This is a genomic window from bacterium (assembly GCA_020444065.1).
In the GTDB taxonomy this organism is placed as follows: Bacteria; Sumerlaeota; Sumerlaeia; order SLMS01; family JAHLLQ01; genus JAHLLQ01.
In genome coordinates, this window is record JAHLLQ010000001.1 from 336297 (window position 1) to 362429 (window position 26133).

The following is a 26133-nucleotide window of genomic DNA, read 5'->3' on the forward strand; positions in this document are numbered from 1 at the left end:
AAATCGCGTTGCCCCTGTTGCACTTGAATGATTGGAATCCGTTATTGCTCGCACTATCCATAGACGGATGTAGAAAAGGCTTGTATCGACGGGAGTCTATGATCTAGCATGCAATCGAGTCCCAACAATGGGAAGATACCCGTGGCGAATGACGGACCGATGCAGCGAGACGAGCAAGACCTGGACTCTAGAATCGAACGGGTCGTCGCTGCCCAGAAATCCTATTTGGGTCCTGCAGCGACCAGCCTGTTCCTTTACGCCCTGTGCTTCCTGCCGGGTCTGCTCTTCAACCTTGTCTGGCTGCGCGAGGCTCGCCGTGCCGAAGACATCGCCGGACGCCAGCCTGCCGGGATGGGATGTCTGTATCTTGCGTTGATGTTTGGAACCGGCGGCTGGGTTGTTATTCTCATCGTTGCTCTGACCCTGGGCCTTTCCAGGCCGGACCTCTTCTCGAACGAGTCGCCTTCTCCTTCGGCGGCAGCGGCCCCGGCCCACATCCGCCAGTCGACTCCCATTGCGTCGCTTCCCCGCTCGACGTCATTCCGTAGGCCGACGATTGAGATTCTGGAACCTGTGGCTCCGGAACCGCAAGGTGTGGCCGTCGAAAATGGAGAACCCGAGACGACTCCCCCACCGCCCACTGGTCTGGCGATTCTGGATGATGCCTCTTTCGAGATTCTGAATCACGTGGAAGAAGCGAACACGCCGAATCAATACATCCAGGTACTGCTGCACAATGAAGACCCGGAAGAGGTCTCACGCATTCATCGTGCGATTCTTTCTCAATGGGGGACTCCCGATGCGCTCGTTCGCGTTCACTATATCGACACGACGCGCGTGCAGCCCTGGTTATCTCTGGAGGGATACTACCTGGATCCGGGAAAGCCGATCCAGGTAAACGGCAAGCTGCTGGATCCGCTACCGACAGAAATCGAGGATCACGTATTGTACCGAGGCTATGGGATTTCGCTGTTCTTCAACGATTGGCGGCAGCGTCTCAGCCTGACGGGAAACCCGGTCGTCATCAACGAGAACGGATTGCCCGAACCGCGCAACATGGAAATGATCCGGGAGTACCTGCGCCAGCGCTCGGTTCTCAATTAGCGATCACGCTGACAGACTGCTGGTCCTTCATGGAAGCATCGGGCGTCTCGACAATTCGATCATCCGCCGAGAGGCCCTTCACGACTTCCATTTCCAGATCATTTCGCAACCCAACCTCCACGGTCGTCTGGGCGAGTTTTCCTCCGACAATCCGGTAAACATAGTAGCTGCCATCGGCAGCCTGCAGAACGCTGTAGCGCGGCACGATCAAAGCTCCATCCTTCTGTCCCGTGAAGAATCGTGCCTGCAGGCGATAGCCAGCCCCAAGATTCGTCGAAGCATCCTCCAGCGAGACGATCACGTTCACGCGCTGCTGCTCGACGCCGAGCGATGACAGTTTCGTAAAGCCCGCCGGCTCGATGCGTTTGACTTTGCCTTTGATCGTTTCTTTCTGTCCGGATGCCGTGAGTTCCACCCTCGCTTCAGGCTCCAGTTTCATCGCGTCCTGCGTCAGCACATCCGCAATGACCTCCAGGTCGTCCATGTTGCCGAGTGTCAGCAGCACTTGTCCGGCCGCGAATGCCTGATCGCCCTGCTGGTGGCGCTGCAGAACGACTCCATCGATTGGCGAGCGAATCTCGGCGAGTGCCAGGGTGTGCTTCGCGCTCTCAAGCCTTGCGCGTGCCTGCTCCAGACGATGCGTCGTCTCGATCTTGCGCAGTTCCTTCTGGCTCATCCAGTCGCGGATGTAGCGCGGGCCGGATTCCACGGCGGTCATCAGCGCATTCATCGCGGCGCGCTTGAACTGCTCGCTGCGATAGGAAATCAGCGCCGTCTCGGCTTCGAGTTCCGCGTCGTCAAGTTCGCTCTGCGAAATGGCCTGGTCATCGGCCAACGCCTTCATGCGATCCAGTTGTTTAGCGGCTCGCTCGTGGCGTGCCCGCTGCGCATCCGTTTCCTCATCCGCTGCCTTCAGCATCTCCTTCGAAGCATCGACGGTCGCCTGCGTCTCAACCATTGCGGTCTTTTCAAGACTGTTGTCTTCCTGCACATTGAGGCGCGCTTCTAATTCGGAAACGGCAGCGGTGGATTCGCGCACGGCGAGTTCCAGCGGCACGCGATCGAACTCGACGAGAATATCTCCCTTCCGCACCGGGTCGCCGGGCTCCAGTTCGATCCTGCCAATGCGTCCATCGACAGGCATCGAGATCGGATACAGGTTTTCCAGGCGTGTGCGTGCTGGTTCGGAGAACGACTGGCGGATCGTCCCTTCCCGTGGCGCGATGGCAGTGACGTCAGGGCCGGGATTGCACGCCGACAGACAGAGCAGGATGGCGCATGCAAGAGCACTCAGCAATACGCGGCGAATCGCAGGGTAATTCATCGGTCTACTCCTTCACTTTCAGCACTTCCAGCCAGTTCAAGCGCCGGACAAGACGGAAGATGATAAGCTGTGCGAGGCTGACGAACAGAATCATCAGCCCAGCACCCTCGAAGAATCGAATCGGCAAGATAACCGTAGGGAAGCGATAGAGTTCGGTGTTATAGGCCATACTCATCAAGTGAGCCAGGCCGACCCCAGCAAGAAGTCCAAGCGCAATCCCGACACCGTTCAGCGCAAGGCTCTCGCCCGCGAAGATGCGCGCGATCTGATTCGGCATATACCCAAGGACGCGGAATGTGCCGATGTCTCGATGGCGTTCGCTGAGGGCAACCAGTGCAGCATTGAAGACGCTCCCGAACGCGATTGCTCCCGAGAAGAGCACGAGTATCGACAGGATCGCTCCCATGCTGGCTGCGAATGTGGCGTCGATCTGGTGCAGCGCACGCAGGCGACTGGACATACCCACGACTGCTGGACGGCGACGCAATTCCCGGACGAGTCCATCCCTTCCATCGCCGTGCTCGGTCTTCAGAAGAAGCGAGTTGGAAACCCACTCTTCGCCAATCAGTCGCGACAGGTAGCGCATATCGGCGTATGCCCCAAGCCCGAGATACGAATCCACGATCTGCACGACGGGCGCAGTCGTTTCCTGGCGGGTTCCAATCAACGGACGCAAACGCACGCGATCGCCGGCCTTCAAATCAAGGATCTCCGCCAATTTCTTTGTCAGTACAAGTCCCGATTCCGGGATCGGCACCGGATTGTCGTGTGCATCCAACGGCGTATGCAGCCGCGCTCCGGGCAAGATCCCGGTGATGGAAGTGCGCTTGTCCAACGGCCCATTTGAGAGGTCACAGACGATGCCGAGCTCCGGTTCGGATTGAACGACGCCGGGCAGGGTCTGTGCTTCCTCCAGGACCTCGCGTCCGACGGGATCGCGCAATCCCGCAGTGACATCCTGGTGCATGACCTGCACAAACTCACGTGTTACAATGAGGTCGAGTGCATCGACCATCGAGAGCGTGGAGAGAATGAGTGCTGTCGCGATAATCGATGCAAGAATTCCGACAAGACTTCGGAATGGGTTCCGGAAGAGATCGCGCAGCATCATCTTCGTCTGGAACGGCAAACGCCGCCAGAGCGGCCCAATGCGCTCGATCAGGATCGGCCGCACGCGTTCGGGCGGTGCAGGGCGCATTGCCTCCGCAGGCGACAATCGAGCCGCGTACCGCACGCCGCGAATGGTCCCCAGAATCGCGAACACGATGCTGATCAATACACCGGCGCAGATATTCACGGAGTACACGTGCAGCCGCATGTCGGGCAGATTATAGAAGCCACGATAGATCCCCAGCATTCCCGCTTGGATCAACACGCCTCCGGCGGCTCCGAGCAAGCCACCCAGCGCTCCGATCGTCAGGCCATAAGCCATGTAGTGCAGAGAGACGCTAGATCGCGAGTATCCGATGGCCCGAAGCGTCCCGATGATTGAACGCTGCTGCACGACCATCCGCCCCAGCATGACGTTCAAAATCAGCGCCGCCACGCCCAGGAAAATGCTCGGCATGATCGTGGCCGAGACTTTCAGACCTCTCAATTCATCCGCCAGAAATCGCACGGATGGCTGGTCGATTGCGCGAATCGTGTTCAGCACACCGAATGAATCGAGATGACGAGAAATGTTGTCCAGTGTATTGTCCAACGCAACGTCGCGCGTATCATGTACCTTGCCGAGAACTTGATTGTAGGCACCTTCCATGTCCGCTGCACGGCGCAGGAGGGGCTCCGAAAGGTACAGCACGCCGAAGCGCGCGGGATCGGGGGCAATGCCCCCACTGGGCGGAAGCAGGTAAACGAATTCCGGCGACATGGCGGTCCCGACAATCAGCAGATCGTGTTGCTTGTCGAGGAGCAGAACCTTCAAGCGATCTCCGGGGCGAAGGTTGTTTGCAGAGGCAAACGCATCGTTTAGAATGACTTCCTCTGCTTCACGCGACGAGAACCACGTTCCGCGCTTCAGCATCAGATCGTTCAAGACCGGCCTGGGTTCCTCGGGAATAGAAATCGCCGTGCCCGAGAGGGGTTCCTGCACGCTCGGAAGATCGAGGCGAGCGGCGACGGCCACTCGACCGTACACTTCGCGCACATTCGGCAGGCTTTCGAGGGCTTTCACTGACGAGGCCGGTGCGCGCTTCATGTCCACGACGAAGTCGGTCAAACGATACTTGGAGTAATAGCGCGCGCGTGCACCGTCCAAGTCGCGCCAAACCGACGTCATGCCGATGAAGACCGCGACGCCGATCGTCGAGATCGCGATCAACGTAATCAAGGCGCCCTTCCGCTGGAAGAGATCGCGCCTGATCTTCTTGCGGAGAATTCCGATCACCAGACGACGTCCTCGGGGGCCGTTGGGTTCTTGTTCTTCTCGATCGAGTAAATCCCGCCGTCGCGCATGTGAGCCACACGATCGGCAATTCCCGCGATGGCATTGTTGTGCGTAATCAGGACTACCGTCTTACCCATCTCGTTGCGCAGGCGAAGAAGCAGCGTCAGAACCTGGCGACTCGTTTCCAAATCAAGGGCACCGGTCGGCTCGTCGCAAAGAAGCAATGGCGGATTGCTCGCCAGTGCGCGGGCGATCGCAACACGCTGCTGCTCGCCACCGCTCATCTGTGAAGGGAAATGTCCGGCCCGTTCCTTCAAGCCAACGCGCTCAAGCGCCTCGGTCGGATCGATTGGTTCCTGGGCAATCTCTACGGCGACTTCGACATTTTCCCAGGCCGTCAATGTTGGGACCAGATTGTAGAACTGGAACACGAAACCGATCTGGTTTCGCCGATAGAGCGTCAGATCGCGGTCGACGGCAGTGGTCAGATCCTGGTCGCGAAAATGCACAGTCCCAGTGGTCGGGCGGTCCATCCCGCCGATGAGATTGAGGAGGGTGCTTTTGCCTGAGCCGCTCGGACCGACCACGACGAGGAATTCGCCCTCCTCGATTTCGATGGAAGCATCCTTCAAGGCATGCACATCCACCTCGCCCATGCGATAGACGCGGCTGGCGTTGCGAACGGATATCAATGACATCGAAGGCCAATCCCGAGATTCTACAGTAGAAGGGATAGTCCCGGGCACGGCCAAGAGGCACAACCGGAATCCCGGTTTCTCCATGACGCAGTTCGGCATGGCGTTGACACCGTCCGTCGTTCAACCTCCTATCGCATTGATAGGACTTCAGCAAGGATCCACAATGAGCGTCGAGATTGCCATCACTCTCGGGACAGTCGTCGCCATCTTCGGCGCGTTGACTCTCACACGTCTTGCGCCCGACCTGATCCTGCTTGGCGGCCTGACGGTTCTGCTGGCCTTGCGGATCGTTGATCCCCAGCAGGCCCTGACCGGCTTCGCAAACCAGGGTATGATTACCGTCGGCGTGCTCTTCGTCGTGGCCGCAGGGATGCGCGAAACAGGCGGGGTCTGGTACCTGGTCAATGGGCTCTTGGGTCGGCCGAAGTCGCTCCCTGCTGCACAGGTGCGCATGATGGCACCTGTCGCCTTCTTCAGCGGCTTCTTGAACAACACGCCGATCGTGGCGATGATGATGCCGGCCGTGATGGACTGGGCAAAGAAACTCCGCCTTCCCGTCTCGAAGCTCCTGATTCCGCTCAGCTACGCGGCCATTCTCGGTGGTCTTTGCACGTTGATCGGCACCAGCACAAACCTGGTCGTGAATGGCCTGCTAATCGAGCAAACCGGGGAAAGCCTCGGCATGTTCACGATCACGAAGATCGGCCTGCCCATCGCGATCATCGGCTTCTGCTTCATGTTGCTACTGAGCAGGTGGCTGCTTCCGGACCGCCAGCCCCCGGTCAGCGCTCTGGACGATCCGCGTCAGTACGTTCTCGAGATGCTGGTCGAACACGGCAGTCCCGTGATCGGCAAGACCATCGAGCAGGCCGGACTCCGCCACTTGCCGAATATGTTCCTGATGGAGATCGAACGAAAGGGCCGTACGATCCCGGCGGTTGCTCCTGTCGAAGTCCTGGAAGAGGGCGATCGCCTGTTCTTCGTTGGAGTGGTCGACTCTGTGTTGGAACTTCAGAAGATACCCGGCCTGAAGCCGGCCACGAATCAGCTCTTCAAACTGAGCGGACATTCCCGAGAACGAATCCTCGTCGAAGCAGTGATCTCACACACCTCGCCATTGATCGGCCAGAGTGTCCGCGAAGGGCGCTTCCGCACGCATTACAATGCCGTCGTCATCGCCGTCGCAAGAAACGGCGAGCGCATCCGCAAGAAGATCGGCGACATTATCCTGAAGCCTGGCGACACGCTCCTCCTGGAAGCCCTTCCGTCATTCATGGACCAGCGCCGACACTCTCTCGACTTCTATCTCGTCAGCCGCGTCGAGGGATACACGCCGCCACGACATGAGCGCTCGTGGCTGGCGTTCGGGATTCTTGGCGCAATGGTACTCAGCGTCACCGTTGGCTTCTTCTCGATGCTGGAAGCGAGCCTCCTCGCGGCCGCCGCGATGCTCCTCACTGGCTGCACGTCGATGGATAATGCCCGCCAGAACATTGAATGGTCCGTGCTCCTGGCAATTGCTGCTGCCTTCGGAATAGGCCAGGCGATCGACGCCAGCGGAACGGCCGACCTCGTCGCAGATTTTATGATCAAGCTCGGCGGATCCAGCCCGTGGCTGACGATGATTGCGATCTATGTCCTGACGGCAGTCTTCACGGAGTTGTTGACGAATAACGCGGCTGCCGTGCTCGTCTTCCCAATCGCGATGGCCGCGGCGGAACGTCTCGGCGTCAGCCATATGCCGTTTGTGATGGCGATCATCGTGGCGGCATCGGCCAGCTTCATCACGCCGATCGGCTATCAGACGAACCTGATGGTCTTTGGTCCTGGTGGTTATCGTTTCAGCGATTTCATCAAGATCGGGGTGCCGTTGGCCCTCGGAGTCGGAGCGCTCGCGATCGTCCTGATCCCGTTCTGGTGGGCCTTCTGATCAACCGATTAGCGTCGGCTCCGGCTGCAGTTCGTAGAAGAAATTGCGCCGGCGCGGTGTGAATCCCGCCTCCGAGATCAAATTGCGCAACGTTTCCTCCGTCATGCGGAACTCCGCACCGGCTGCGCGGACGACGTTTTCCTCGATCATGATCGATCCCATGTCGTCGCAGCCGTAGAAGAGGCTGATCTGTCCGACGCGGCCACCCTGCGTGACCCAGGAGGCCTGCACGTGCTGGATGTTATCCAGATACAGCCGTGCGATGGCCGTCGTGCGCAGGTAATCCCAGGAGCCGACCTCGCGGATGTTTCGCTCAGCGCCGAGCTTCGTGTTTTCCGTCTGGAACGTCCAATCGATAAATGCGGTGAATCCGCCCGTCTCATCCTGCAGTTCCCGAACGTGGCGGAAGTGCTCGATGCGCTCTTCCAGTGACTCCACGTGCCCGAACATCATCGTGGCAGTTGATCGTCCGCCCAGGCGATGCCAGGTGCGGTGGACCTCGAGCCATTCTTCGGTGCTGCACTTACCGCGCGTGATTTCGTTACGCACGCGATCGCTCAGGATCTCCGCTCCCCCGCCGGGAATCGAGTCGAGCCCCGCCTCGCGGAGGCGCCCAAGGACTTCCTCATAGCCGATCCGGTTGATGCGCGAGAAAGCATGAATCTCCGGTGCACTGAATGCGTGCAGATGAATGCCGAACTCCTTCTTGATGAAGCCCAGCATCTCCTCGTACCACTCCAGTTTGAGCCGCGGATGCATGCCGCCCTGGAGCAGAATCTGATCGCCGCCCAGGTCCTGGGTCTCAGCGATCTTCTGGCCGAGTTCCTCGTGCGAGAGGACATAGGCTTCAGGGTCGTTGAGCTTGCGGAAGAACGCGCAAAAGTCGCAGTCGGCCAGACAGACGTTCGTGTAGTTGACATTCCGATCCACGATGTAGGTGACAATCGGATCGGGATTCATGCGCCGGCGCACCGCCGAGGCCGCCACGGAAAGCTCCGGAAGTTGGGCGTGCTGGAACAGAACGAGCGCTTCCTCGTCCGTAATCCGCCGCTCTCCCTTGTTGCAGATCGCCAGAATCTCATCAATCTGTGCCTGGATGCTCGCTACCGTCATTTTGAGGTCCCATTCTTCCTGGATTCTTGCCTGGAGGCCGGTTTTCCGGCTGCATGCCCTTGACCCCGTTGCCGGGGCCCGTGTTTTCTAAGGGCACTAGCAGGAGCGAGGCCAGGGAAAAGGCAATTTCGCATTGGCGCCGGATGCCCGTGCTGGCAGGATTTCGTGCGTCGTCAGGCATGAATCGCCCTCGCTTCCAAGATCGATCGGCAGAAGAGCACGCCCTATGGCACACCGCAGTCTCACAGCCCTGGTTTTCAGCGGATTCACGCCCACGACGTCCGCCACGATCATCTCGATGCTCGGTGACGATGGGCTGCCGGGCGATATTCGGATCGTCCAGGAATTGACAGACCAGCCCTGGCGCACCAGCCGCTCGGGCCTGCTCGTGATGAGCATGGACCCGAATACCGACCTGGCAAAGGTGTCTCACTACATCCAGGACCGCACGACCTGGTGGGAAGTGGTCGTGTGCCTGACCGAGAGCATCTGGGCATACGAGCCTGCCTTGCTGGCCCAGGGAGCGGTCAAGGTCATCCCCCACCCGGAGGATGAGCTGAGCCGTTGTCGCGACGAGCTCCGCAACCTGCTCTCAATCCTCTCGATGCACATGACCGACATCCTGGGGCTGGAGCTGGCGGATCTACTGCAGCTTTACGGCGACAAGCGCGTTCCGAAGACGATCCGAATCTGCGGCGAAGGCGTGATCGGTTCGATTTACATGCGCAATGGGAACATTGTTCATGCCGAGACGATCGACGAAATTGAAGGCGTGAAAGCCTTCAATCGGCTGTTCGCCGTCAAGGCCCCCGAGATTCGTGTTCACAACGGCTGCCTGACGTCGAAGAACACCGTGAATCAGCCGGTCATGTCTGTCATGCTCGAGGGCGCCCGGATTAACGATGAGGTCGAGCGGGATTCCATCGAGTTCATGGGCCAACCGGAGGCGCCGACTGCTGAAGACGTCAGCCAATCGCTCTCGGAGATTTTCGAAGAACTCGACATCCCCGTTTCGGGCGAAGTCTCAAAGTCGGATGTGGACTCGGACTTCGACTCGGATCTCGATGAATTGGATTTCTGATTTCAACCCCCACCGCCGGAGGCCGACTGTGGCGATTCTGAGAACCGCAATCCTGGGAATTCTTGTGCTTTGGGCAACAGGCTGTGCCTCGATGCCAACCGCAGGAAAGGTCGCGCTGACTCCACTGACCGGAGTCCGCGACATCGTGGATGCGCCATTGATGTCGCTCACGAACGTCTTTGAGATGTGGGCGGATGCAAGCAACCCCAACCCAACGCCGGGGGCGAACATTGGCTGGACCTGGCGCGGAGGATTCGACGCCGGAATCGGCCTGAATGTCAGCTACCTGCTGTTCAAAGGCCTGTCCGGCATTTTCGGCGTCGTCGACTACATCCCCTGCCGTTCGCTCTATCCGAATTTCGCCAAGGGCGTCAGTCCGTGGAAGAAGCCCGACCAGACGTGGGGCAGCATGTACTTCCCGAACTCGAAGGCCCTGTGGGCGGAACCGCCGCCCGAGGATGACCCACCGCCGCCTCCTCCACAGGCGCGCCAGGATTGACAACCGACAAAATCACTGCTGAGATAGCTCCGCAGGATCGCTTGATGCGCTGCGGTTAGGGTAATCGTATTCCTTGCCGCGCCACACCACGACCGGGGGACGGGGTGCTCGCAATCTCAGCCAGCGACAAAGCCTACTTCCGCCGCCTGTGGCAATACTGGCGCGATCGCCACGATAATCCGATGGTGATGTATGGGGTTATTAGCGGCAGAAGTCTCGGCCATCGTGCGCTGAATATCAAACTGCTCACGATTACATCGGTCCTCGGCTTCTCCATTCCGCTCGTCTTCCTCCTGTACCGAATCAACATGTCAGTATCCCGACTGCTGGAGCACTTCACGCTTCTGAGTCTCCTTCTCTCACCTGTAGTATCAATCCTGCCTGCGATCAGTCTGCACACATTCGCGCCCGGGCGTCGCTGCGAACACCTTCTCTCGGAACTCCGTACAACGAACACATCCTCAGGCGAGTTGGCATTTGGCGCTGTCTGGCTGGGGTTGCGGTCCCACCTGATCGTCATGCTCCCGCTCTTTCTGGGCTATGCAGCGGCAGCGATGATCGTCCTCTCCAGCGCTCATGATTCCATGCTCGCTCGTTATTATTTCGAGGACCGATGGATGAATACGGAGCGACTGGTCATGCTGGTGCTCGCAACGACCGCCATGTGGATCTGGGCGTTGCTGATCGCAATTCGATGCTGGCTGGTATGGAAGGATCGGCTTGTAGAGAGCATCCTGATTCCTCCGATCGTCGCGTTCTGTCGCATGTTTGTAGGCCTTGCCGTCTTATTCGCGACCTTCAGCGGCCCTGCCGTGTTCCTCCAGGAATTCATGGACTTTCCATCTGAGTCTGCCGAATTGGTTGGCGGATTCATAACCATTGTTGTGCTGGTGATCCTGCTGGCTGCCACGATCCGCGACGGATTGCGGGAGGTGGGACGTCACTCCGGCGCCAAATTCCTCTACGCGGTCGATCAAGTCGAATTGCAGGATCGTTCATGGCTGGAGAACGAAGCCGCAAGTCGACTGGAAAAGGCCGAGAGACGCGCCGCGCTGAAGGAGCAGGGGAAGCGACTCCACTTGTCGCCCACAATGATTACCGCATCGCTTGGCCTGTCGATGGTCCTGATCGGTCTGCTCGCCATCCTGATGCACAAGGCCGCCTTGCCGCCCGAGGTCCCGTCGGCGAATGGCCGCAGCTGGTCCTTTGGAGACTACGAACTCCTCGCGATTTTCGCCTTCGCCGTTCAGGCGGTTCTCCCGTCGCTGTTCTTTGCAATCACGATGGCAGCCGTACACATCAAGGGGCGCTCCATCCCTCTCGTCTCCGGTGCTTTGATCGGAGGCACAAGCAACCTTGCCATGCGCTTCCTCCTTTGGGCGCAAATCCCCTCGCTGCTTTGCGCGGGAATCACGATCTTCGCTGTTGTGCCAACCTACCAGTGGAGAGTTTTCCTCTTCCTATTCGAGGGAATTCTGTCTCTTCTCTTTCAAATCCTGTTCCTGCTCCTTACGTCGCTCTGCTGGCTGCGCTGGAGGAGCTCGCTGATCTTTCTGCCTTTTCTCTTATCCTTCTCCGCATCATTTCTGTTAGTGATCGAGTTCTTTACGGTGGGCGCAGGCGGGTACTCGGATCGCGAGATCCTCATGCTCGTTTCCGCACCGACATTGATCGGCCTGCTGGCTCTCTACTTCTCCGTCTTCCGCCTGTGGGATTGGCTTCAAGAAGTACACGATCGGCACCTGCGCGGGGTTCCGCGTCACACCATCGCGGAGATCGAGTGAGTCCCCATGCGCCTTCTCTCCGAAGAAGATGGAGCCTACTTCCGTCGCCTGTGGCAATACTGGCGCGATCGCCACGATAATCCGATGGTGATGTACGCGAAACTCCGCGGCCGTCGTCTTGGACATCACATCCTGAACATCAAGATGCTGAGCATCACCTCGGCGATCGGCTTGTGCCTTCCGTTCGCAGCATCGATAACACTGTGGCGAAAAGGTTCCTATGATTATCTCCAGTGGTTTGCGCTGCTGAGTATGGCCGTACTTGCGTTCAGTCTGCTCGTGCCGATTCTCATATTGCGCGTCTTCTCACCCGGTCGAAATGAGAAGGCCCTTTTGTCCGAGTTGTACCTGACACGAACCTCTGCGGACGAGATTGCCTTCGGTGCCCTCTGGTACGGGCTGCGCGCGTACGTGTTGCTTCTCATCCCGATTCTGCTGGGATACCTGATCGTCGCCATCCTTGCTTTTTCCCATCTCAGTGCAAACAGGGGGAATCCCTACTATGTCTGGATGATGTGGAGACATGGAACGCGCGTATTGCTGTGGACCATCGGAATACTAGTAGGATGCACTTGGGGGTTGTTGAACGCGGCCAGGTGCTGGCTTGGATGGACGCAGTCCTGGTGGAAAGCCCTTCTCATCTCGACTGTGGTGACAGTCATATGGATATCCGTTGGGTGGCTGCTTGGAATCATCGTTCTCTCCGCCACGACAACCACGTTCCGGGTTGCTTACGACGTCACAGATGTAGTCCAGGTTGCCGTTCCAATGCTCATTGTTACCGGCGTCCTGATGATCCTTTCTCTTGTCATGGCCTGCCGCATGATTCGCAGCGCCGGGAGAAACGCGGGCGCGAAATTCTTCCGAGGGGTCAGTGAGGAGAACCTCCAGGACGCCTCCTGGTTCGCGAATGAAGCCGCCGGACGCCTCGAACCGCTCAAACGGCGCACAGCCAGCAGAGAACTCCAACGCCGACTCCACATCACGTTTGGCTCTGAAACGATTGCAGTGATTCTCTCTGCCGTTCTGATCCTGCTCTGCACCTGGGTGATTCGAAAGGGGCTTCTCATCCCTGCTCTGCTCGTGAATAAGGAATCATTCGTGCTCCTGGAGGCATCGGATCGCCAGATCCTCAACGGTGCGCAAACAGTCTGGGCGCCGGTCGCTTTGCTGCTTCTTCTGGAATGGAGAAGATGCCGGAAGCAGCCTATCGCCATCATCGCCGGTGGACTTCTCCAGACCATCCTTCGCCTTGCTCTTCCAATCATGCCGCCTATCGCTATCTTGATCGCGATTGGATCCTACTTCTCGATGGAAGAACCCGCCGCGGGCATGGCAACGCACTTCTACATCCTCTGGGGTGCAGGCGCTATCGGCTTCCTCGGACTTCAGCTCGTTCTCACCTGCAGTGCGGCGGTATTCTGGCTGCGCTTCCATCAAAGCCGTTGGTTTCTCCCCTACGCCATCCTACTCACACTCGTGACTCTGGCAATGACGCAAGCCGACGTCCAGATGGCCTACCCACGGCTGCTGCCGTGGCCGAATATCCTCTTCTCGGCACTGCCACTGGCCGGTTTCTGGATCTACTACCTCTCTGTTTTCCGCCTCTGGGATTCCCTGCAGGACATCCACGACCGGCACCTGCGCGGGGTTCCGCGTCACACCATCGTGGAGATCGAGTGAGTCCCCATGCGCCTTCTCTCCGAAGAAGATGGAGCCTGCTTTCGCCGCCTGTGGCAATACTGGCGCAATCGCCGCGATAATCCGATGGTGATGTATGGTCAGATACGTGGGCGACGGGTCGGGCTTCGCGTGATTGGGATCGTGCTGGTCCTTCTTTCGATCGTGCTTGGCTTCTTGTATCCGCTGGGCAGATTAGCCTATGATGCGATAACATTCGAACCGACGATGTGGTTGCCGTCGCCAGTTCTTCTGGTCAACGCCGCCGAATCGAAAGCCGTCCTCTTCCTGCTCCTTGCGGGCCTATTCTTGCCACCCCTTTGTCTCTCCCTCTACGGCATCAACATAAGTCGGGAAGATGGTTTGGCCGAATTGGACCTTTCCGCATTTTCCCGGGAGGAACTTGCATTCGGCGCGATCGTGCCAGCCGTCGAGAGACTGATTGTGCTGGTCTTTCCAGCATTCCTAACCATCGCATCTTGCGCTGTTCTGAGGCCTGCCTTTGGTCTAAAGGACAGCATTGCATCGCCCCTGGTCGCGGCCGTTCTTTCCTTGATCATCTCTGGGAGTGCAGGGGCAGTTTGTTCGATTTGGGCCCTATGTATTGCTGTCAGAATCTGGCCTACAAATCGTGATCGCTCCTGGGTGACTTTCCTGACAACATCTGCGATAATGTTAGCCTGGGTCTCCCTCCTGCTCTTCTTGAACATTGCGTGCTCCGTGATGATAAGGGCCCTGCTCCCCCGCGATCCGAGCAGCCTATTCTTCCAGCCATTTATTCCTGCGATTATTGGGATAGTCCTCCCCGCGATCGCCATTACGCCGCGCGTAGTTTGTGGAGCGTGCCGCAATGCGGGCAGCAAGTACTTCCGTCAAGTAGATCCGGAGGGACTACAGGATCGATCCTGGATCGCCAACGAGATCGCCGGCCGCCGAGAGCGCAAGCAGCGTCGCGTGGACTTAGCGAAGATCCTCCAGCCTGCACGTCCTTCTCCAATCAGAACACTCATCCTCACGATGCTAGTCCTCGCAGTACTGGCAGGATTCCAGGTTTTTGTCATGCGCCTCTACCATCCATACGCGTTTGGCCAGCCCAAACCTCATTGGTTCGCATGCCTCGCGCTTGCGCCGATGATGGCATTTCTGGCTTCCGCTCTTAGCAACAAACTGAGAGGTCAACAGTCTGTACTGCTCGTTGGCGGCCTGATTCCGTCGATTTCCCATCGGGCCGAACGCTACTGGCTCTATGCGGCTTTCCCAACAGCTTGCTGGATTGCATTCTGGTACGGCGTTCCTGCGTGGCATGAACCGCGGATGATCATTCGTATCGTGTTCTGTTCGCTTGCTATCCTGGCCGCCCAGGCGCTCCTGCTCTTCCTCGCCGCCGTTGTGTGGCATCGCAATGGTCTGAATATCCAATCCGTCGCAATCTGGTTCGGAGTTCTCCTGGCGGGACTTGGACCCTCCGCATCTGATCCTCTCCTGGGAATGCCGTTATTCTCCTCCTCGACAGGTAGCCACGGATGGCTGATCTCCTTCCTGATCGAGTTGCCGACTTCGATCCTGATGGCCTGGGTATACTACCTCTTCGTCTTCCGCCTGTGGGATTGGCTGCAGGACATCCATGATCTCCATTTGCGCGGCAGACCGAGGCATGAAATTGTGACGCTCGATTGAACGTCCCCGAGGGGTGATCCCAGTGTTCGTACCGAATGCGGAAGATAGGGCCTACCTGCGGCGCCTGCATGGGTACTGGCGCGACCGGCATGACAATCCGCTGGTCATCTATGGGCGCGCGCGCAGCCGCAGTCTTGGATCGCGAACGCTCTTCTTCCTTCTCTTCTGCGCAACGGCATTGGGCGGCCTGATCCTCCCTTGGGGCGGCTGGCTTCTGGCGATGATTTTCAGCACCGGCAGCAGCTACTCGCAGCTCTGGAACACGCTGATGCCACTTGCGGTCTACATGTTCTTCGGGGTCATGGGGTCGTCGCTGGTCGTGCCATACTTGAGCCTCGTTCTGTTCGCGCACGGCTGTCGGGACGCGGATCAACTGACCGATCTGGCCGTCACGTCGATGTCGCGGGATGAAATCGCATTCGGCGCCGTGTGGAATGGGACAAAGGCCTTCATCATCCTGATGATTCCGCCGTTGATCGGCCTGACGCTCTCGGCCGCCTCGATTCCGATCGCGTACATCGTCGAGGAAGGTCTCGACAATGATGCCGAGATCCTGCTGGCGATTATCCCGGTCGTTTTGATGTTCTACATTGCGGCGACTGTAACTTGCGCCTGGACGTTTCTGGCGGTCGTTCGCTGCTGGCTCTGCTGGCGCAAGAAACTTGTCCGGCTCTTCTTCCTGCCTCCCATGATCGCTTCCTTGTGGCTTGGCATCCCATGGATGGTTGGGTTTGCTTGCATCCTGGGACCGGCCTTCTTCCTGTTGGAAGTTGTCAATGCCGCCAATCGCCATGAGGAGTACGTGTTCATCGGCACTCTGAACTTCGCCCTGCTCGTGGAAATCGTTCTGGTGGCCTTGCTCTCGATCCGGATACTGCGAGGGGCAGGGTTTCTGGCCGGCGAAAAATACTTCCGATCCCTCGAGCCCGTCGAGTTGCAAGAGAAGTCCTGGCTGGCGAACGAAGCGGCCTGTCGAGTTGAAGCGGGTCTGCGACGTGCGGCTAACAAGGAACTCCACGCCCGCACCGGCCGCTCTTACTTCCCGTTCTTCTCTTCCCTGCTGGGAACGGGCGGGTTCCTGCTACTGATTGCACTCGCGCAGACACAACTCTTTGAGCATTTCCGAGATGGCGAGTTCCTGGTCATCTTCATCACCAATCTGACAATCTGGCCCGCCATGGCGTTGGCCGTATATGGATTCACGCAGGCGAGACAGGATCGATTGGCTGCCATTGCCGGCGGCCTGATCCCTACGATTCGTCGATTCGCGCTCCCATTCCTCCTATACTCGCTCATTCCCACGACGCTCATTATCGGTTTCTCACTGGCTCGCAGTATCTTCAACATCGAAGAGTTCATCGTTGTCACGCTGGCCACTCTCTTAGGAACGATCTCCAGTCAGGCGGTACTGCTCATTATCTGCGCCGCGGTTTTGCTCCGGTATCGAGGTGCCCTTTGGGTTGCAATCCTGTGGTGGTGCCTCTCGCTCATTTTCGTTCTCTCCCTCTCCATGCTTGTTCATGGCGACTCCAGCAATTCAGATGGGCTACTGTTCTGGGCGTGGGTGTTGTTGTTCATTCCGGGAGTCACGCTGAACAGCATCATCGGCTTTCGTTTCTGGAATTGGATGCAAGCAATCCACGATCGCCACTTGCGCGACCATCCAAAACATGCGGTTTTGTCTATTCTCAGGGAAGACTCAGTCGAGAGCGTTCTCGAATTCGACGGCGACGCCTAACTCCGTCCCTAGTTTTCGCATGGCGTCGGCATCGACGTCATCAGCGTCCAGGCAGGTGATTGCGATGTCGTCGAAGTGCGGCTTCGCGTGCGTAATGAATTGCAGGATGGCCTCGAAGGCGGATGCGGCTTCCCCGGGGTGACAGAAGCGTGCGTAGCTTTCGGCGTCGTGGGCGTTCAGCACGACACGCAGAGCATCGACGCAGTCCGATGCGATTCGAAAGTCGAGTGGTTCGCGCAGGTGCTGCTCGGCCAAACCGTCGGCACGAACGGCGACGCGCTTGCCGGCATCGCGGAGCGCCTTGCCGACTTCGGCGATCGTATCGATGCGAACGAACGGCTCTCCTGCCTCGCAGAATACGACTTCGCTACAGGCAGCGAAGTCTTCGCGACCCAGCTTCGGGATGATTTCACTCGAACGCAGAACACGTTCGAGGCGATGGCCGCGTTTCTCCGGGCACATTGCTGTCAGGTGAATGCACAACGCATCCCCACGAACTTCCAGCGGCATCAGCCGCGCGGATTTCGGCAGGCGGAATGCGCCCGTGGCATTGCACCAGGTCAAGTGGGCGATGTCGCGTAGGTCCAATCCAAAAAGATCAGCCAGCCCCTGGGCCGTATGAACGACGTGCGCCGGTTCATTGCGTTTGCCGCGTCTCGGTTGCGGCGACAGGTATGGGCTATCGGTCTCGATGATCAGATGATCGATGCCGATTGTCCTCAGGATCGCGCGAATGTCGTCGGATTTCGGGAAGGTCGAGGTTCCGCCCACCCCCAGTGCAAATCCCATGTCGACGAGCGCTTTCGCCTCGTCCATCGTTCCGCCAAAGCAGTGCGCAACGCCGCCGATTTCTTCGCCGCGCTCCGCACGCAGATCCTCGATCAGATCCGCATAGCAGCCTTCGCCGCGGCAGTGCATCGAGACGGGTAGCCTCAACTCGCGCGCCATGCCAAGCTGGCGTCGGAAGATGTCGCGTTGGAAGTTGCGCTCGAATTTGTCCCAGTAGTAATCGAGCCCGATCTCGCCGTAGACAACGACTTGGGGGTCTTCGGCCAGTTGCATCAGGCCCTTGGCTTCAGCCTCCGACCACGCGTCGAGATCGGTTGGGTGAACGCCAACGGCCGCGAGGCAGTCACGGTGCTTGTGGGCGAGTTCCACGACCTCGCGACTGTCCGCCAGTCGTGTCCCGAGATTCAGGATCCTTCGTACGCCGGCCATGCGCGCTCGAGCCAGAACCGCCTCGCGATCGGCGGCAAACTTCTCGTTCTGCACATGGGCGTGCGTGTCGAAGAAGAATGGCATCGATGGATCAGTAAAGGCTCCAGTCGGAGACGCTCGCCGCCGAGGGTGCGCCGTAGTTTACTGCAACGATCGTATCCAGATCGAACCCGGCTGTCGGAGGACCGGCCAAGGTCAGCCCCGAATCGTAAATCGGTTCGCCGTTTGTACCGGACATCTCGGACGAAGCCCCGGGCGTGCCAGTGTCGGTCAACCGGACGTAACGCGCCCAGCCCAGACCGACATCCGCCAGGTCAAACGCGTCTCCCCCGCTGACGCTCGGATCTCCGGGATCGATCCCATTCGAGTTGGTCACAAGCGTCGGCTGCGTGCCTGCCAGCCCTTCGTAGTTCTCCGCCAGCAGCGGAATCGCGAAAGGATCGCCTGAATCGAAGCCATCCGGGGGAAGAAAGTTGAACGGGAACAGCGTCCAACTGATGCCATCCTGGCTGACCTCGACCGTCGCGGTTTCGATGAAGGGAACGCTGTCGCCGTTGTTCACGAGGACGTTCTCGAAAACCGTGAAATCCTCGTCCGGTCCGTTGACGATCACGTTGTCGGCAGGCCAGGCCAAAACGATCGAGCCGCCATCGCCGAGAGAGAGCAGATCTTCGGCGGAATCGTTCGGCACGTTAGGCGGCAGGTCTCCGCCGTGCGGGCCAGTCAACACGTTGCCTGGGAAGTAGGCTCCACCGAAGCCGGCATTCGTCCCAGAGGTAAAATCGTCCACGGCCACCGGCAACAACCCGCCGGCGCTGGCGATCAGCGGAAAGATGAGAATGAGAATGAGGAGTCCTGCTCGCTTCATAGCGGCCGTTGTCCTGCGTGAGTCTGGTCTTTGCAAGCATGGAAACGCCCCCCTGAGAAGCGGGGGGCGTCATCCAACTTGCAGGGGGCAATCGAGATGCTTACTCGCCGTCGTCGCCGATAGCCTCGGTCGGGCAGCCTTCCATGGCTTCGATGCACAGTTGCAGTTCGGCGTCGTTCGCCGGCTGCTTGCTGACGTAGGAGTAACCCTGCTCCTCGTCGCGCTCGAAGTTGTCAGGTGCTGTCGCACGGCACGCATCGCAATCGATGCACTGGTCATCTACATAGAACTTTCCCGCAGCATTTTCGGGAAGTTTTGCGTCCTTGTCAGCCATTGGATCGGCCTCCAAATATGGTCATAATATTGGGGTTTTGGCCCTTCTTACGAAGCTCCCTTGCCTCGCTCGGACGTACCCTTCCACCCGAGGCGATGTGGGGCAACAGGGAATTTCGACAGGTTTCGAGCGACATCCATGCCGGAATCGACATGGAGCAAGCGATCCGATTCTAGCGTTCTCAGCCGCCGCTCTCGGGCTCGGCGGGAGGCTGTGAAACCGATGCGCTGGAAGCACCGTTTGCCAGTTGATGCCGGCCGCGCCAGCCCCGAACGATCCGCAACGCGGAGTCCAGATAGCTCTGACATACCGGGATCACGATCAACGTCAAGACCGTCGAGGAAACCAGGCCGCCGAGCACAGCGATCGCCATCGCCTGGCGAAGCTCCGCCCCCTGGCCAACGCCCAGCGCCAGCGGAAGAAGTCCCAGCAGCGTCGTCGCCGTCGTCATCAGCACGGGGCGCAGCCGACGCTCACATCCGATGACCAACGACTCGCGCGAATCGATGCCGGGGTGCTGGCGCACCTGGTTCACGCAATCGAGCAACACGATCGCGTTGTTCACGACAATTCCGCCGAGCATGACAACGCCGATCAGGCCCATGACATTCAAGGTCTGGCCCGTCAGGATGAACCCGCCGACGACGCCGACACCGGCCAATGGGATGGTGAACATGATCAGCAGTGGTTGCAGGAAGCTCTCGAAGATCGATGCCATCACCATGTAAACAAGCATGATCGAAAGCATCAGGGCGAAGGCGAGTCGCTCGAAGGCCTCCGCGCGTTGCTCCTCCTCGCCTGTGAATCGCAAACTGTAGCCCACCGGCCGATGCATATCGTCGAGTGCCGCGCGGGCGCGGGCGATGCCTTCGGAAAGCTTGATGTTATCGAGGTCCGTCATAACCTGGGCGACGCGTTCCTGGCCACGACGCACGATCTCGCGCGGTCCGCGCTCGATACGGAAATCCGCGATGGTCCGCAGCGGTACCGTCGCGCCTGTTGGCGTCTTCAGAATGATGTCGCCAAGCGTATCGAGTGTTTCTGTGCCGTAGTCGACTTCGACATGGAGATCCACATCGCCGGATTCGCGCTTGATCTGGCCGGCGACTTCACCATCGATCCGACGCCGCAGCGCCGCTGCAACGCCTTCGACCTCGAGTCCCAGGCGGGCCAACTGCGTCTTGTCCAAACGCAGGCGGACCTCCGGCGAGCCCTGCAGGATATTCGTGCGGACGTTCAGCAAGCCGTCAGTGTGTTCGAGGCGCTGCTTGGCATCCTCGGCGAGACGCGTCAACTGCTCGATTTCCTCGCCGCTGATTTCGATGAGCAGCGGCGCCTTCGACGAGCCGATCAGGTCCAACACAGAGCCTTGCTGCAGGCGGAACTCGGCTTTCAGATCGGGAATCGATTCCAGACCCGGCTTCAGGGCATCGATCAGCTCGGTCGAACGGAAATTGCCAAGTCCCGCAGCCAGCGCGACCGTCGTCGGGCGATCCCAATTGTGCAGCGTCACGTAAATGTCCGCCGTGTTAGGGCCGTCCGGATCTTCGGTGTTGGCGTTGACGTCTCCCTCGCTTTCGCCCACCCGGGCGTAGACGTTCGGAATGGCCTCTTCGTACTGAGAAACCTGACCGAGAACATTTTCAACGACCTGCTCGGTTGCCTCGATCGGCGTGCCGCTCGGCATGACGAGGCGAATTCCAATCTGGCGCTGTTCCGTGCGCGGCAGGAATTCCTGCGGGATTTGCTGCAATAGCACCCAGGTAATTCCGAGCGAACCAAATGCCAGAAGCAGCACGAGCCATCGCACCTTGAGCGCCAACCTCAGTACGCCCGTGTACCAGTTCCGGCGGGCTTGCGGCATGTCCTCTGTCCCGGCATCGGACGTCATCAGGTTCTTCGGTGGTGACGAGAGAAAACGCGACGCAAGCATCGGAATCAGCAGCAGCGCCACGATCAGCGATGCCACCAGCGAGTATGCGACGGTCAGGGCTTGCTCTTTGAAGAGCAGACCCGCGACGCCCTTCACATAAACGATCGGCAGGAAGACAACGACCGTTGTCAGCGTCGAGGCGATGATTGCGCCGGAGACTTGCTTGGCGCCCTCGCCGGCGGAGTGCTTCGCGTCTTTTCCTTCCTGGCGTAATCGGAAGATGTTCTCCAGCACAACGATCGCGTTGTCCACCAACATACCGGTGCCCAAGGCGAGGCCGCCCAACGTCATCAGATTCAGCGTCAGGCCCTGGAAGTACATCAGGTTGAACGTAGCGATAATCGAGACGGGGATCGCGATAGCGATAATCAGGGTCGTGCGAATGTCGCGCAGGAACAGCAGCAAAACGGCGACGGCCAGAAGACCGCCCAGGATGGCGTTGTTGCGAACTTCGCGAATGGCCGCACGGATGAATTCCGACTGATCGTTGGAGACAATCAGCGACGTGTCCGGCGGAAGAATTGTGCTGGTCTGCTGCATGGCCATCATGCCGGGACCGCCCGGTCCCATCCCGCCGCGACGCGGCTGCTTGGGTGCGTCGCGTTCTTCGGGCGTGGCCCAGCCCTGCAGTGTGCGAATCTCGCCCTTGACGCGATCCGCCACGGCGACGGTGTTGCTCTCCGCCTCGCGATAGAAGGACAGGCCGATTCCTTTGCGCCCGTTCACGAGCACAATGCCCTTTGGTTCCTTCGGCTCGAGAGTCACGTGGGCAACGTCTTCGAGCAGAATCGCCGTCTCACCCTGGCGGGAAACAACAACGGAGCGGACGTCCTCCAGGTCTTGGAACTCGCCGACGGTCTTGAGGAGGAAACGGCGCGTGCCCTCGGACACGTAGCCTCCGGAAGCGTTCACATTCGATTGTCGCAGCGCATTCGCCACGGTCTGGACATCGATCCCGTAAGTCAAAAGGAGCGTCTGATCGAGCGCGATGCGGATCTCGCGCTGCACGCCGCCGGAGACGACGACGTTCGCAACGCCTTCGAGGCGTTCAAATCGGGGTTTGAGAGTCTGTTCTGCCAGGCGCCGCAGGTCTTCCAGGTCGGAACCCTTCGGCCCGACGAGGCCGACGGTCATGACTGGCGCCGCATTCGGATCGTAACGCAGGACCGAGACGCTCTCGATCTCCTGCTGGCGGTCGCGCTGCAGGTCCGCAACGGCCTTCTTCACATCCAGGAAGGCGAAATCCAGGGGCGTGTCCCAGGTGAACTCCGTGATGATGACGGCGCTGTCTGAACGGGCAATCGTCTCGACGTCCACGACGCCGCGGATGGTGTAGAGTTGGCGCTCCAGCGGCTCGTTGATTCGCCGCTCGACCTCGACCGGGGAGAGCCCCTGAGTCCGGATCGTGGTCGTGACCTTCGGCGCACGAATGTCCGGAAACAGGTTCGTGGGCAGACGCGTCATGGAAATGTAGCCGAGCAGCAGCACGGCCACGAAGATCATGGTGACTTTGACGGGAGCAGCGACAGCGAATTTGGTCAGCGACATGGGTTCACACGGCGTCCGGGACTGAAGGGAGCCGCAGGCGGCACCTCTTGCTCCCGGTTATACGCGGCCATGCGAGAAACCTTCGCCGCTCACTCTAATCTTTGCGGGCATAGCGCAGACCACTGATTTCCTTATATTGTTTCTCCATGACATTCTAAATCGGGGGGTGGCTGATGGTTGCGTTATTTCCATTGAGTTCGACTTGTGAACAGGAAGAGAAGCGTCATAGATGTGAAACGCAGCTGGAGCCCGATGCGAGGAATCGCAGCATTGGAGTATATGCCCCCTTGGGAGGATGTATTGTGACCCACCAAGATCTGCCCAAACGTCCAGCGAGTCACGTCACAGGGGAAAATGCCGTGCAGATACTTCGGTCCACACTTCCGCCCCACTGGATCCTGAGGATACTGCAACCTGATTATGGGATCGATTGTGAGATTGAAATCGTCGAGGATACGTCCGTGACCGGTGCGCTGATCAAGGCACAGATCAAGGGGACAGCGGGAAAAAGCGCTCGTGAAAGGCAAGTGGTCCACGTCAAGTCGGCGAGCGTGCGTTACTGGCTACTATCGCCCGTGCCAGTGATCCTGGTAGAAGTCGACGAAGCCAAGCAAGTAGTCAGATGGCTAGATGTTCGGGAGTATCTTCTAGCGAAGGGGTTCCTGGATGGCGACCGGATGATGAGAGCTGCACGAATCCCGTTCGACTTCAAACACTCATTCCTACTACCGGACAATGTCAGTGAGTTAAGGGAGATAGCACTGGAGCACCAAGCCGGAGTAATGAGGAAGTGGGAAGAAGATCAGGCATGGCTAACACGAAGCTACATAGCCTTTCACTACCTGATAATCCTGTACAATGGCGACATTGACTCGTACATTGAATACATGCGGAAGAACGGATCTATGGAGCAAATGCAGGAGGACTTACCTCTTCTGTTTTCCATCCGCGAGCAACTGGCGGATGACCCTGAGCTCATCCATCGGATCAGGAGGCTGGTAGAAGAGGGTTTGTCGGATGACCAAGAATGGGACATGTGACGTTCAGGTCCTCATGAATTTCGCCTCGCCGGTCGCCATCACGCGGTCGCCGATGCGGATGTCGGACCTCAGGCGATAGAGCCTCGGGTTGGCGGAGGTGATCCAGCCGCGGATCGTTACGATCGCATCGTGGGGGATAGAGTGGCGGAATCGCACGTTCAACTCCGCTGTCACGGCGCGGATCCCCTTGTGAAAGAGGCAATGAGTCATGGCCGCGTCCAGCAGGGCCGAAACAACGCCGCCGTGCTGGATGCCGGTGTAGCCCTGTAGGCGTTCCTCGCAATGGAACTCCGCTCGGACACAGTCGACCGACTCCGGCTTGAACGACAGATGCAATGAGGAGGGATTCTTCTCTCCGCACATGATGCACCAGTCGTGACCGAACTTGCAACTCAGCGAAGTGCTCTCGTCCGTCTCTTTGCCATTCTTCAACTGATGCCTCCCATCGGGTTCGGAGTGTTGCGGACTCACTGACCTGTCGGCTTTCGCAAGTCACAGGAACTCGGCCGCCGTTCAGCGACGTAATAGGCCCGCCCGTCGGTTTCTTTGATCTGGATCTCGCCGTCGTCGATCAACGCGTCGATGATCTTCAGGACTTCGATGAAGTGTACGCCGATCCCGGCCGCGATGTCATCCGAAGTACATGGTCGTCGGCGCAGCAGCGCCAGAACTTCATCGCGAAAGTCGGCGGAACATTCTGCCGGCGTTGGGGCATGATCGAAGTCCTTGCGGATGACTTCCGTCGGCAGATCAAAGAACGACTTCAACGCTTCAAGGTCCATAGCGGAAACGCGCCGCGCCGACTTCTCCGAGGCCGGGCGCGTTGCGGTGTTTAGTTGAACGCGATCCGGTGCAATTCGATTCACGATCTCGGCGATCTTCTTCACCTCGGAGGGCAGTCCCGTGATACCGGCAAGTAGCATGACCTCGAGCCACGTCTTGCCGTTGAACTGCTGAACGAACCCCGCCATCCCGTCGATCACTGCATCGAAATGGAGATCCGGGTGCGGGCGATTGACGAGGCGGAAAGTCTCCTCATCTCCGGCATCGAGCGATGGCAGGACCAAATTGGCCCGCCGCAGATCGCTCTGCACGTCGCGATCGCCCAGCAGAGTGCCGTTCGTCAGCACGGCCACAAGCGTGTCTGTAAGGTTCTTGATTCCATCGATCAGTTCGCCGATGCCCGAATTCAGCGTCGGCTCACCGGATCCGGAGAGCGTGACGTAGTCCAACGCCATCGGCTTCGAGAGTTTCTCCTCGAGTTCTTCGAGGATATCGCGAATCGGCAAGTACTCGCGCCGCTCCATGGTCAGGAGTGTCGTCCGGCCGATCTGGCAGTAGATGCAGTCGAAATTGCAGACCTTGTGCGGCACGACATCGACGCCGAGGGAACTGCCCAGGCGCCGCGAGTACACGGGGCCGTAAAGATATCGGTATTCTGTGCGTGGCATGATCCTAACCTCCACAGGAGGAATGCCCGCACCTCTCGTCCCGGCCACAGCAAGTCCGGCCTGTCTGCTCGAATGAACAGCTCTCCCCCACCCCAGCGGAGCCTCACATGATGATGCCGGCTCCGCCGCTGACCAGGCGCTCGGGCTTTCCGCCGCATGTCGGGCAGCTTTCGGGGCCCGAAGCGCTCATGGAGTGACTGACCTCAAACACGTTCCCACAAGACTTGCACCTGTACTCGTAGAGAGGCACGCGGCGCTCCTTTCATTTATTCCAGGCAACTGAGAATTCGAGCCTCGTCAGCGGAGACTCTGCCGCCCATGACTTCGGCGATCGTTCCGCCGAACATCTTTCCCATCAAGCCCGTGTTCATTCCGCTGACGTAGACTTTGCCCTGGTTTTCATATACCGCGAAGGCGCACGGCATAAGTGTCGCCACCTCGGGATTGCTTTGCAGGACTTCGCGGGCGTACTCCGCCTTGCAGAGTTCCACAATTCGCACGGGCGATTCCATCTGGACGCCTTCCTTGCTCATCGCATTGTTCATGTTGCGGACGGCGGGCGAACTCCAACCGTTTGCCTCGATCGATTCTGTCAGGCGCGTGCAGGTTTCATCGATGCTGTATGGACTTTCGTGAACGGTCAGCATCATGGACGGCATCAGCATCCACGCGGCAAGTCCGATGATAACGATTCCAACGAGAGTTCCCGCGGAGAATACTCCCCCGC

General features: G+C 58.9%; 20 protein-coding genes and 1 pseudogene. 9 read left to right on the top strand and 12 right to left on the bottom strand.

Going from position 1 to position 26133, the window contains the following annotated elements; all coding sequences use genetic code 11:
• The first annotated feature begins 108 nt into the window (after positions 1 to 108).
• On the top strand, positions 109 to 1104 hold the full coding sequence (locus KQI84_01290) for a hypothetical protein (protein MCB2153493.1): 996 nt from the start codon (positions 109 to 111) through the stop codon (positions 1102 to 1104).
• Here KQI84_01290 and KQI84_01295 read toward each other — a convergent pair.
• From KQI84_01295 to KQI84_01305, 3 genes are read right to left on the bottom strand one after another with little or no spacing between them, the layout of a single operon-like run.
• Entirely contained in the window at positions 1097 to 2428 is a 1332-nt protein-coding gene (locus tag KQI84_01295; GenBank protein MCB2153494.1) for an efflux RND transporter periplasmic adaptor subunit, read from the bottom strand. The two genes, KQI84_01290 and KQI84_01295, sit on opposite strands and share 8 nt — an antisense overlap.
• A 4-nt stretch (positions 2429 to 2432) precedes the next feature.
• Positions 2433 to 4814, bottom strand: coding sequence for an ABC transporter permease (locus KQI84_01300; GenBank protein ID MCB2153495.1), 2382 nt, complete (start codon positions 4812 to 4814; stop codon positions 2433 to 2435).
• On the bottom strand, positions 4811 to 5512 hold the full coding sequence (locus KQI84_01305) for an ABC transporter ATP-binding protein (protein ID MCB2153496.1): 702 nt from the start codon (positions 5510 to 5512) through the stop codon (positions 4811 to 4813). The genes KQI84_01300 and KQI84_01305 overlap by 4 nt, the downstream gene beginning before the upstream one ends.
• Positions 5513 to 5675: 163 nt before the next feature.
• Here KQI84_01305 and KQI84_01310 point away from each other — a divergent pair, with 163 nt between their 5' ends.
• Positions 5676 to 7442, top strand: coding sequence for an SLC13 family permease (locus KQI84_01310; protein ID MCB2153497.1), 1767 nt, complete (start codon positions 5676 to 5678; stop codon positions 7440 to 7442).
• Here KQI84_01310 and mqnC read toward each other — a convergent pair whose 3' ends face one another.
• A complete protein-coding gene (gene mqnC, locus KQI84_01315) occupies positions 7443 to 8555 on the bottom strand; it encodes a dehypoxanthine futalosine cyclase (protein ID MCB2153498.1) in 1113 nt (370 codons plus the stop codon).
• Positions 8556 to 8781: 226 nt separating this feature from the next.
• On the opposite strand from mqnC, the gene KQI84_01320 reads away from it, so the two are divergent.
• The 6 genes from KQI84_01320 to KQI84_01345 all read left to right on the top strand — a co-directional run bounded on the left by KQI84_01320 (position 8782) and on the right by KQI84_01345 (position 17014).
• Entirely contained in the window at positions 8782 to 9636 is an 855-nt protein-coding gene (locus tag KQI84_01320) for a DUF4388 domain-containing protein (GenBank protein ID MCB2153499.1), read from the top strand.
• A gap of 28 nt (positions 9637 to 9664) precedes the next feature.
• Positions 9665 to 10135 carry a hypothetical protein gene (locus tag KQI84_01325; GenBank protein MCB2153500.1) on the top strand — a complete coding sequence of 157 codons (471 nt, stop codon included), beginning with the start codon at positions 9665 to 9667 and terminating at the stop codon, positions 10133 to 10135.
• Positions 10136 to 10239: 104 nt separating this feature from the next.
• Positions 10240 to 11919 carry a hypothetical protein gene (locus KQI84_01330; GenBank protein ID MCB2153501.1) on the top strand — a complete coding sequence of 560 codons (1680 nt, stop codon included), beginning with the start codon at positions 10240 to 10242 and terminating at the stop codon, positions 11917 to 11919.
• Between the two features lie 6 nt (positions 11920 to 11925).
• Positions 11926 to 13602, top strand: coding sequence for a hypothetical protein (locus KQI84_01335; GenBank protein ID MCB2153502.1), 1677 nt, complete (start codon positions 11926 to 11928; stop codon positions 13600 to 13602).
• A gap of 6 nt (positions 13603 to 13608) precedes the next feature.
• A complete protein-coding gene (locus tag KQI84_01340) occupies positions 13609 to 15276 on the top strand; it encodes a hypothetical protein (protein ID MCB2153503.1) in 1668 nt (555 codons plus the stop codon).
• 22 nt (positions 15277 to 15298) lie between these two features.
• Positions 15299 to 17014: a hypothetical protein gene (locus tag KQI84_01345; protein ID MCB2153504.1), complete on the top strand. Its 1716-nt coding sequence runs from the start codon at positions 15299 to 15301 to the stop codon at positions 17012 to 17014.
• Here KQI84_01345 and KQI84_01350 read toward each other — a convergent pair.
• The 4 genes from KQI84_01350 to KQI84_01365 form a co-directional block, all read right to left on the bottom strand.
• Positions 16976 to 18316, bottom strand: a complete 1341-nt coding sequence (locus tag KQI84_01350; protein MCB2153505.1) for a YchF/TatD family DNA exonuclease — start codon at positions 18314 to 18316, stop codon at positions 16976 to 16978. The two genes, KQI84_01345 and KQI84_01350, sit on opposite strands and share 39 nt — an antisense overlap.
• A gap of 7 nt (positions 18317 to 18323) precedes the next feature.
• Entirely contained in the window at positions 18324 to 19100 is a 777-nt protein-coding gene (locus KQI84_01355) for a hypothetical protein (GenBank protein ID MCB2153506.1), read from the bottom strand.
• A gap of 100 nt (positions 19101 to 19200) precedes the next feature.
• Positions 19201 to 19434: a ferredoxin gene (locus tag KQI84_01360; protein ID MCB2153507.1), complete on the bottom strand. Its 234-nt coding sequence runs from the start codon at positions 19432 to 19434 to the stop codon at positions 19201 to 19203.
• 181 nt (positions 19435 to 19615) lie between these two features.
• Positions 19616 to 22915, bottom strand: a complete 3300-nt coding sequence (locus KQI84_01365) for an efflux RND transporter permease subunit (GenBank protein ID MCB2153508.1) — start codon at positions 22913 to 22915, stop codon at positions 19616 to 19618.
• 359 nt (positions 22916 to 23274) lie between these two features.
• On the opposite strand from KQI84_01365, the gene KQI84_01370 reads away from it, so the two are divergent.
• Positions 23275 to 23955 carry a DUF4365 domain-containing protein gene (locus tag KQI84_01370; GenBank protein MCB2153509.1) on the top strand — a complete coding sequence of 227 codons (681 nt, stop codon included), beginning with the start codon at positions 23275 to 23277 and terminating at the stop codon, positions 23953 to 23955.
• Positions 23956 to 23958: 3 nt separating this feature from the next.
• On the opposite strand, the gene KQI84_01375 is transcribed toward KQI84_01370, so the two are convergent.
• From KQI84_01375 to KQI84_01390, 4 genes and pseudogenes are all read right to left on the bottom strand, one after another.
• A complete protein-coding gene (locus KQI84_01375) occupies positions 23959 to 24387 on the bottom strand; it encodes a PaaI family thioesterase (GenBank protein ID MCB2153510.1) in 429 nt (142 codons plus the stop codon).
• A gap of 35 nt (positions 24388 to 24422) precedes the next feature.
• Positions 24423 to 25406, bottom strand: a complete 984-nt coding sequence (locus KQI84_01380; GenBank protein MCB2153511.1) for a radical SAM protein — start codon at positions 25404 to 25406, stop codon at positions 24423 to 24425.
• Positions 25407 to 25410: 4 nt separating this feature from the next.
• Positions 25411 to 25656: pseudogene (locus KQI84_01385) on the bottom strand (zinc ribbon domain-containing protein).
• 16 nt (positions 25657 to 25672) lie between these two features.
• The gene (locus KQI84_01390; protein MCB2153512.1) at positions 25673 to 26065 is read right to left on the bottom strand and encodes a DUF302 domain-containing protein; all 393 of its coding nucleotides are present in this window, start codon (positions 26063 to 26065) and stop codon (positions 25673 to 25675) included.
• Between the last annotated feature and the right edge of the window lie 68 nt (positions 26066 to 26133).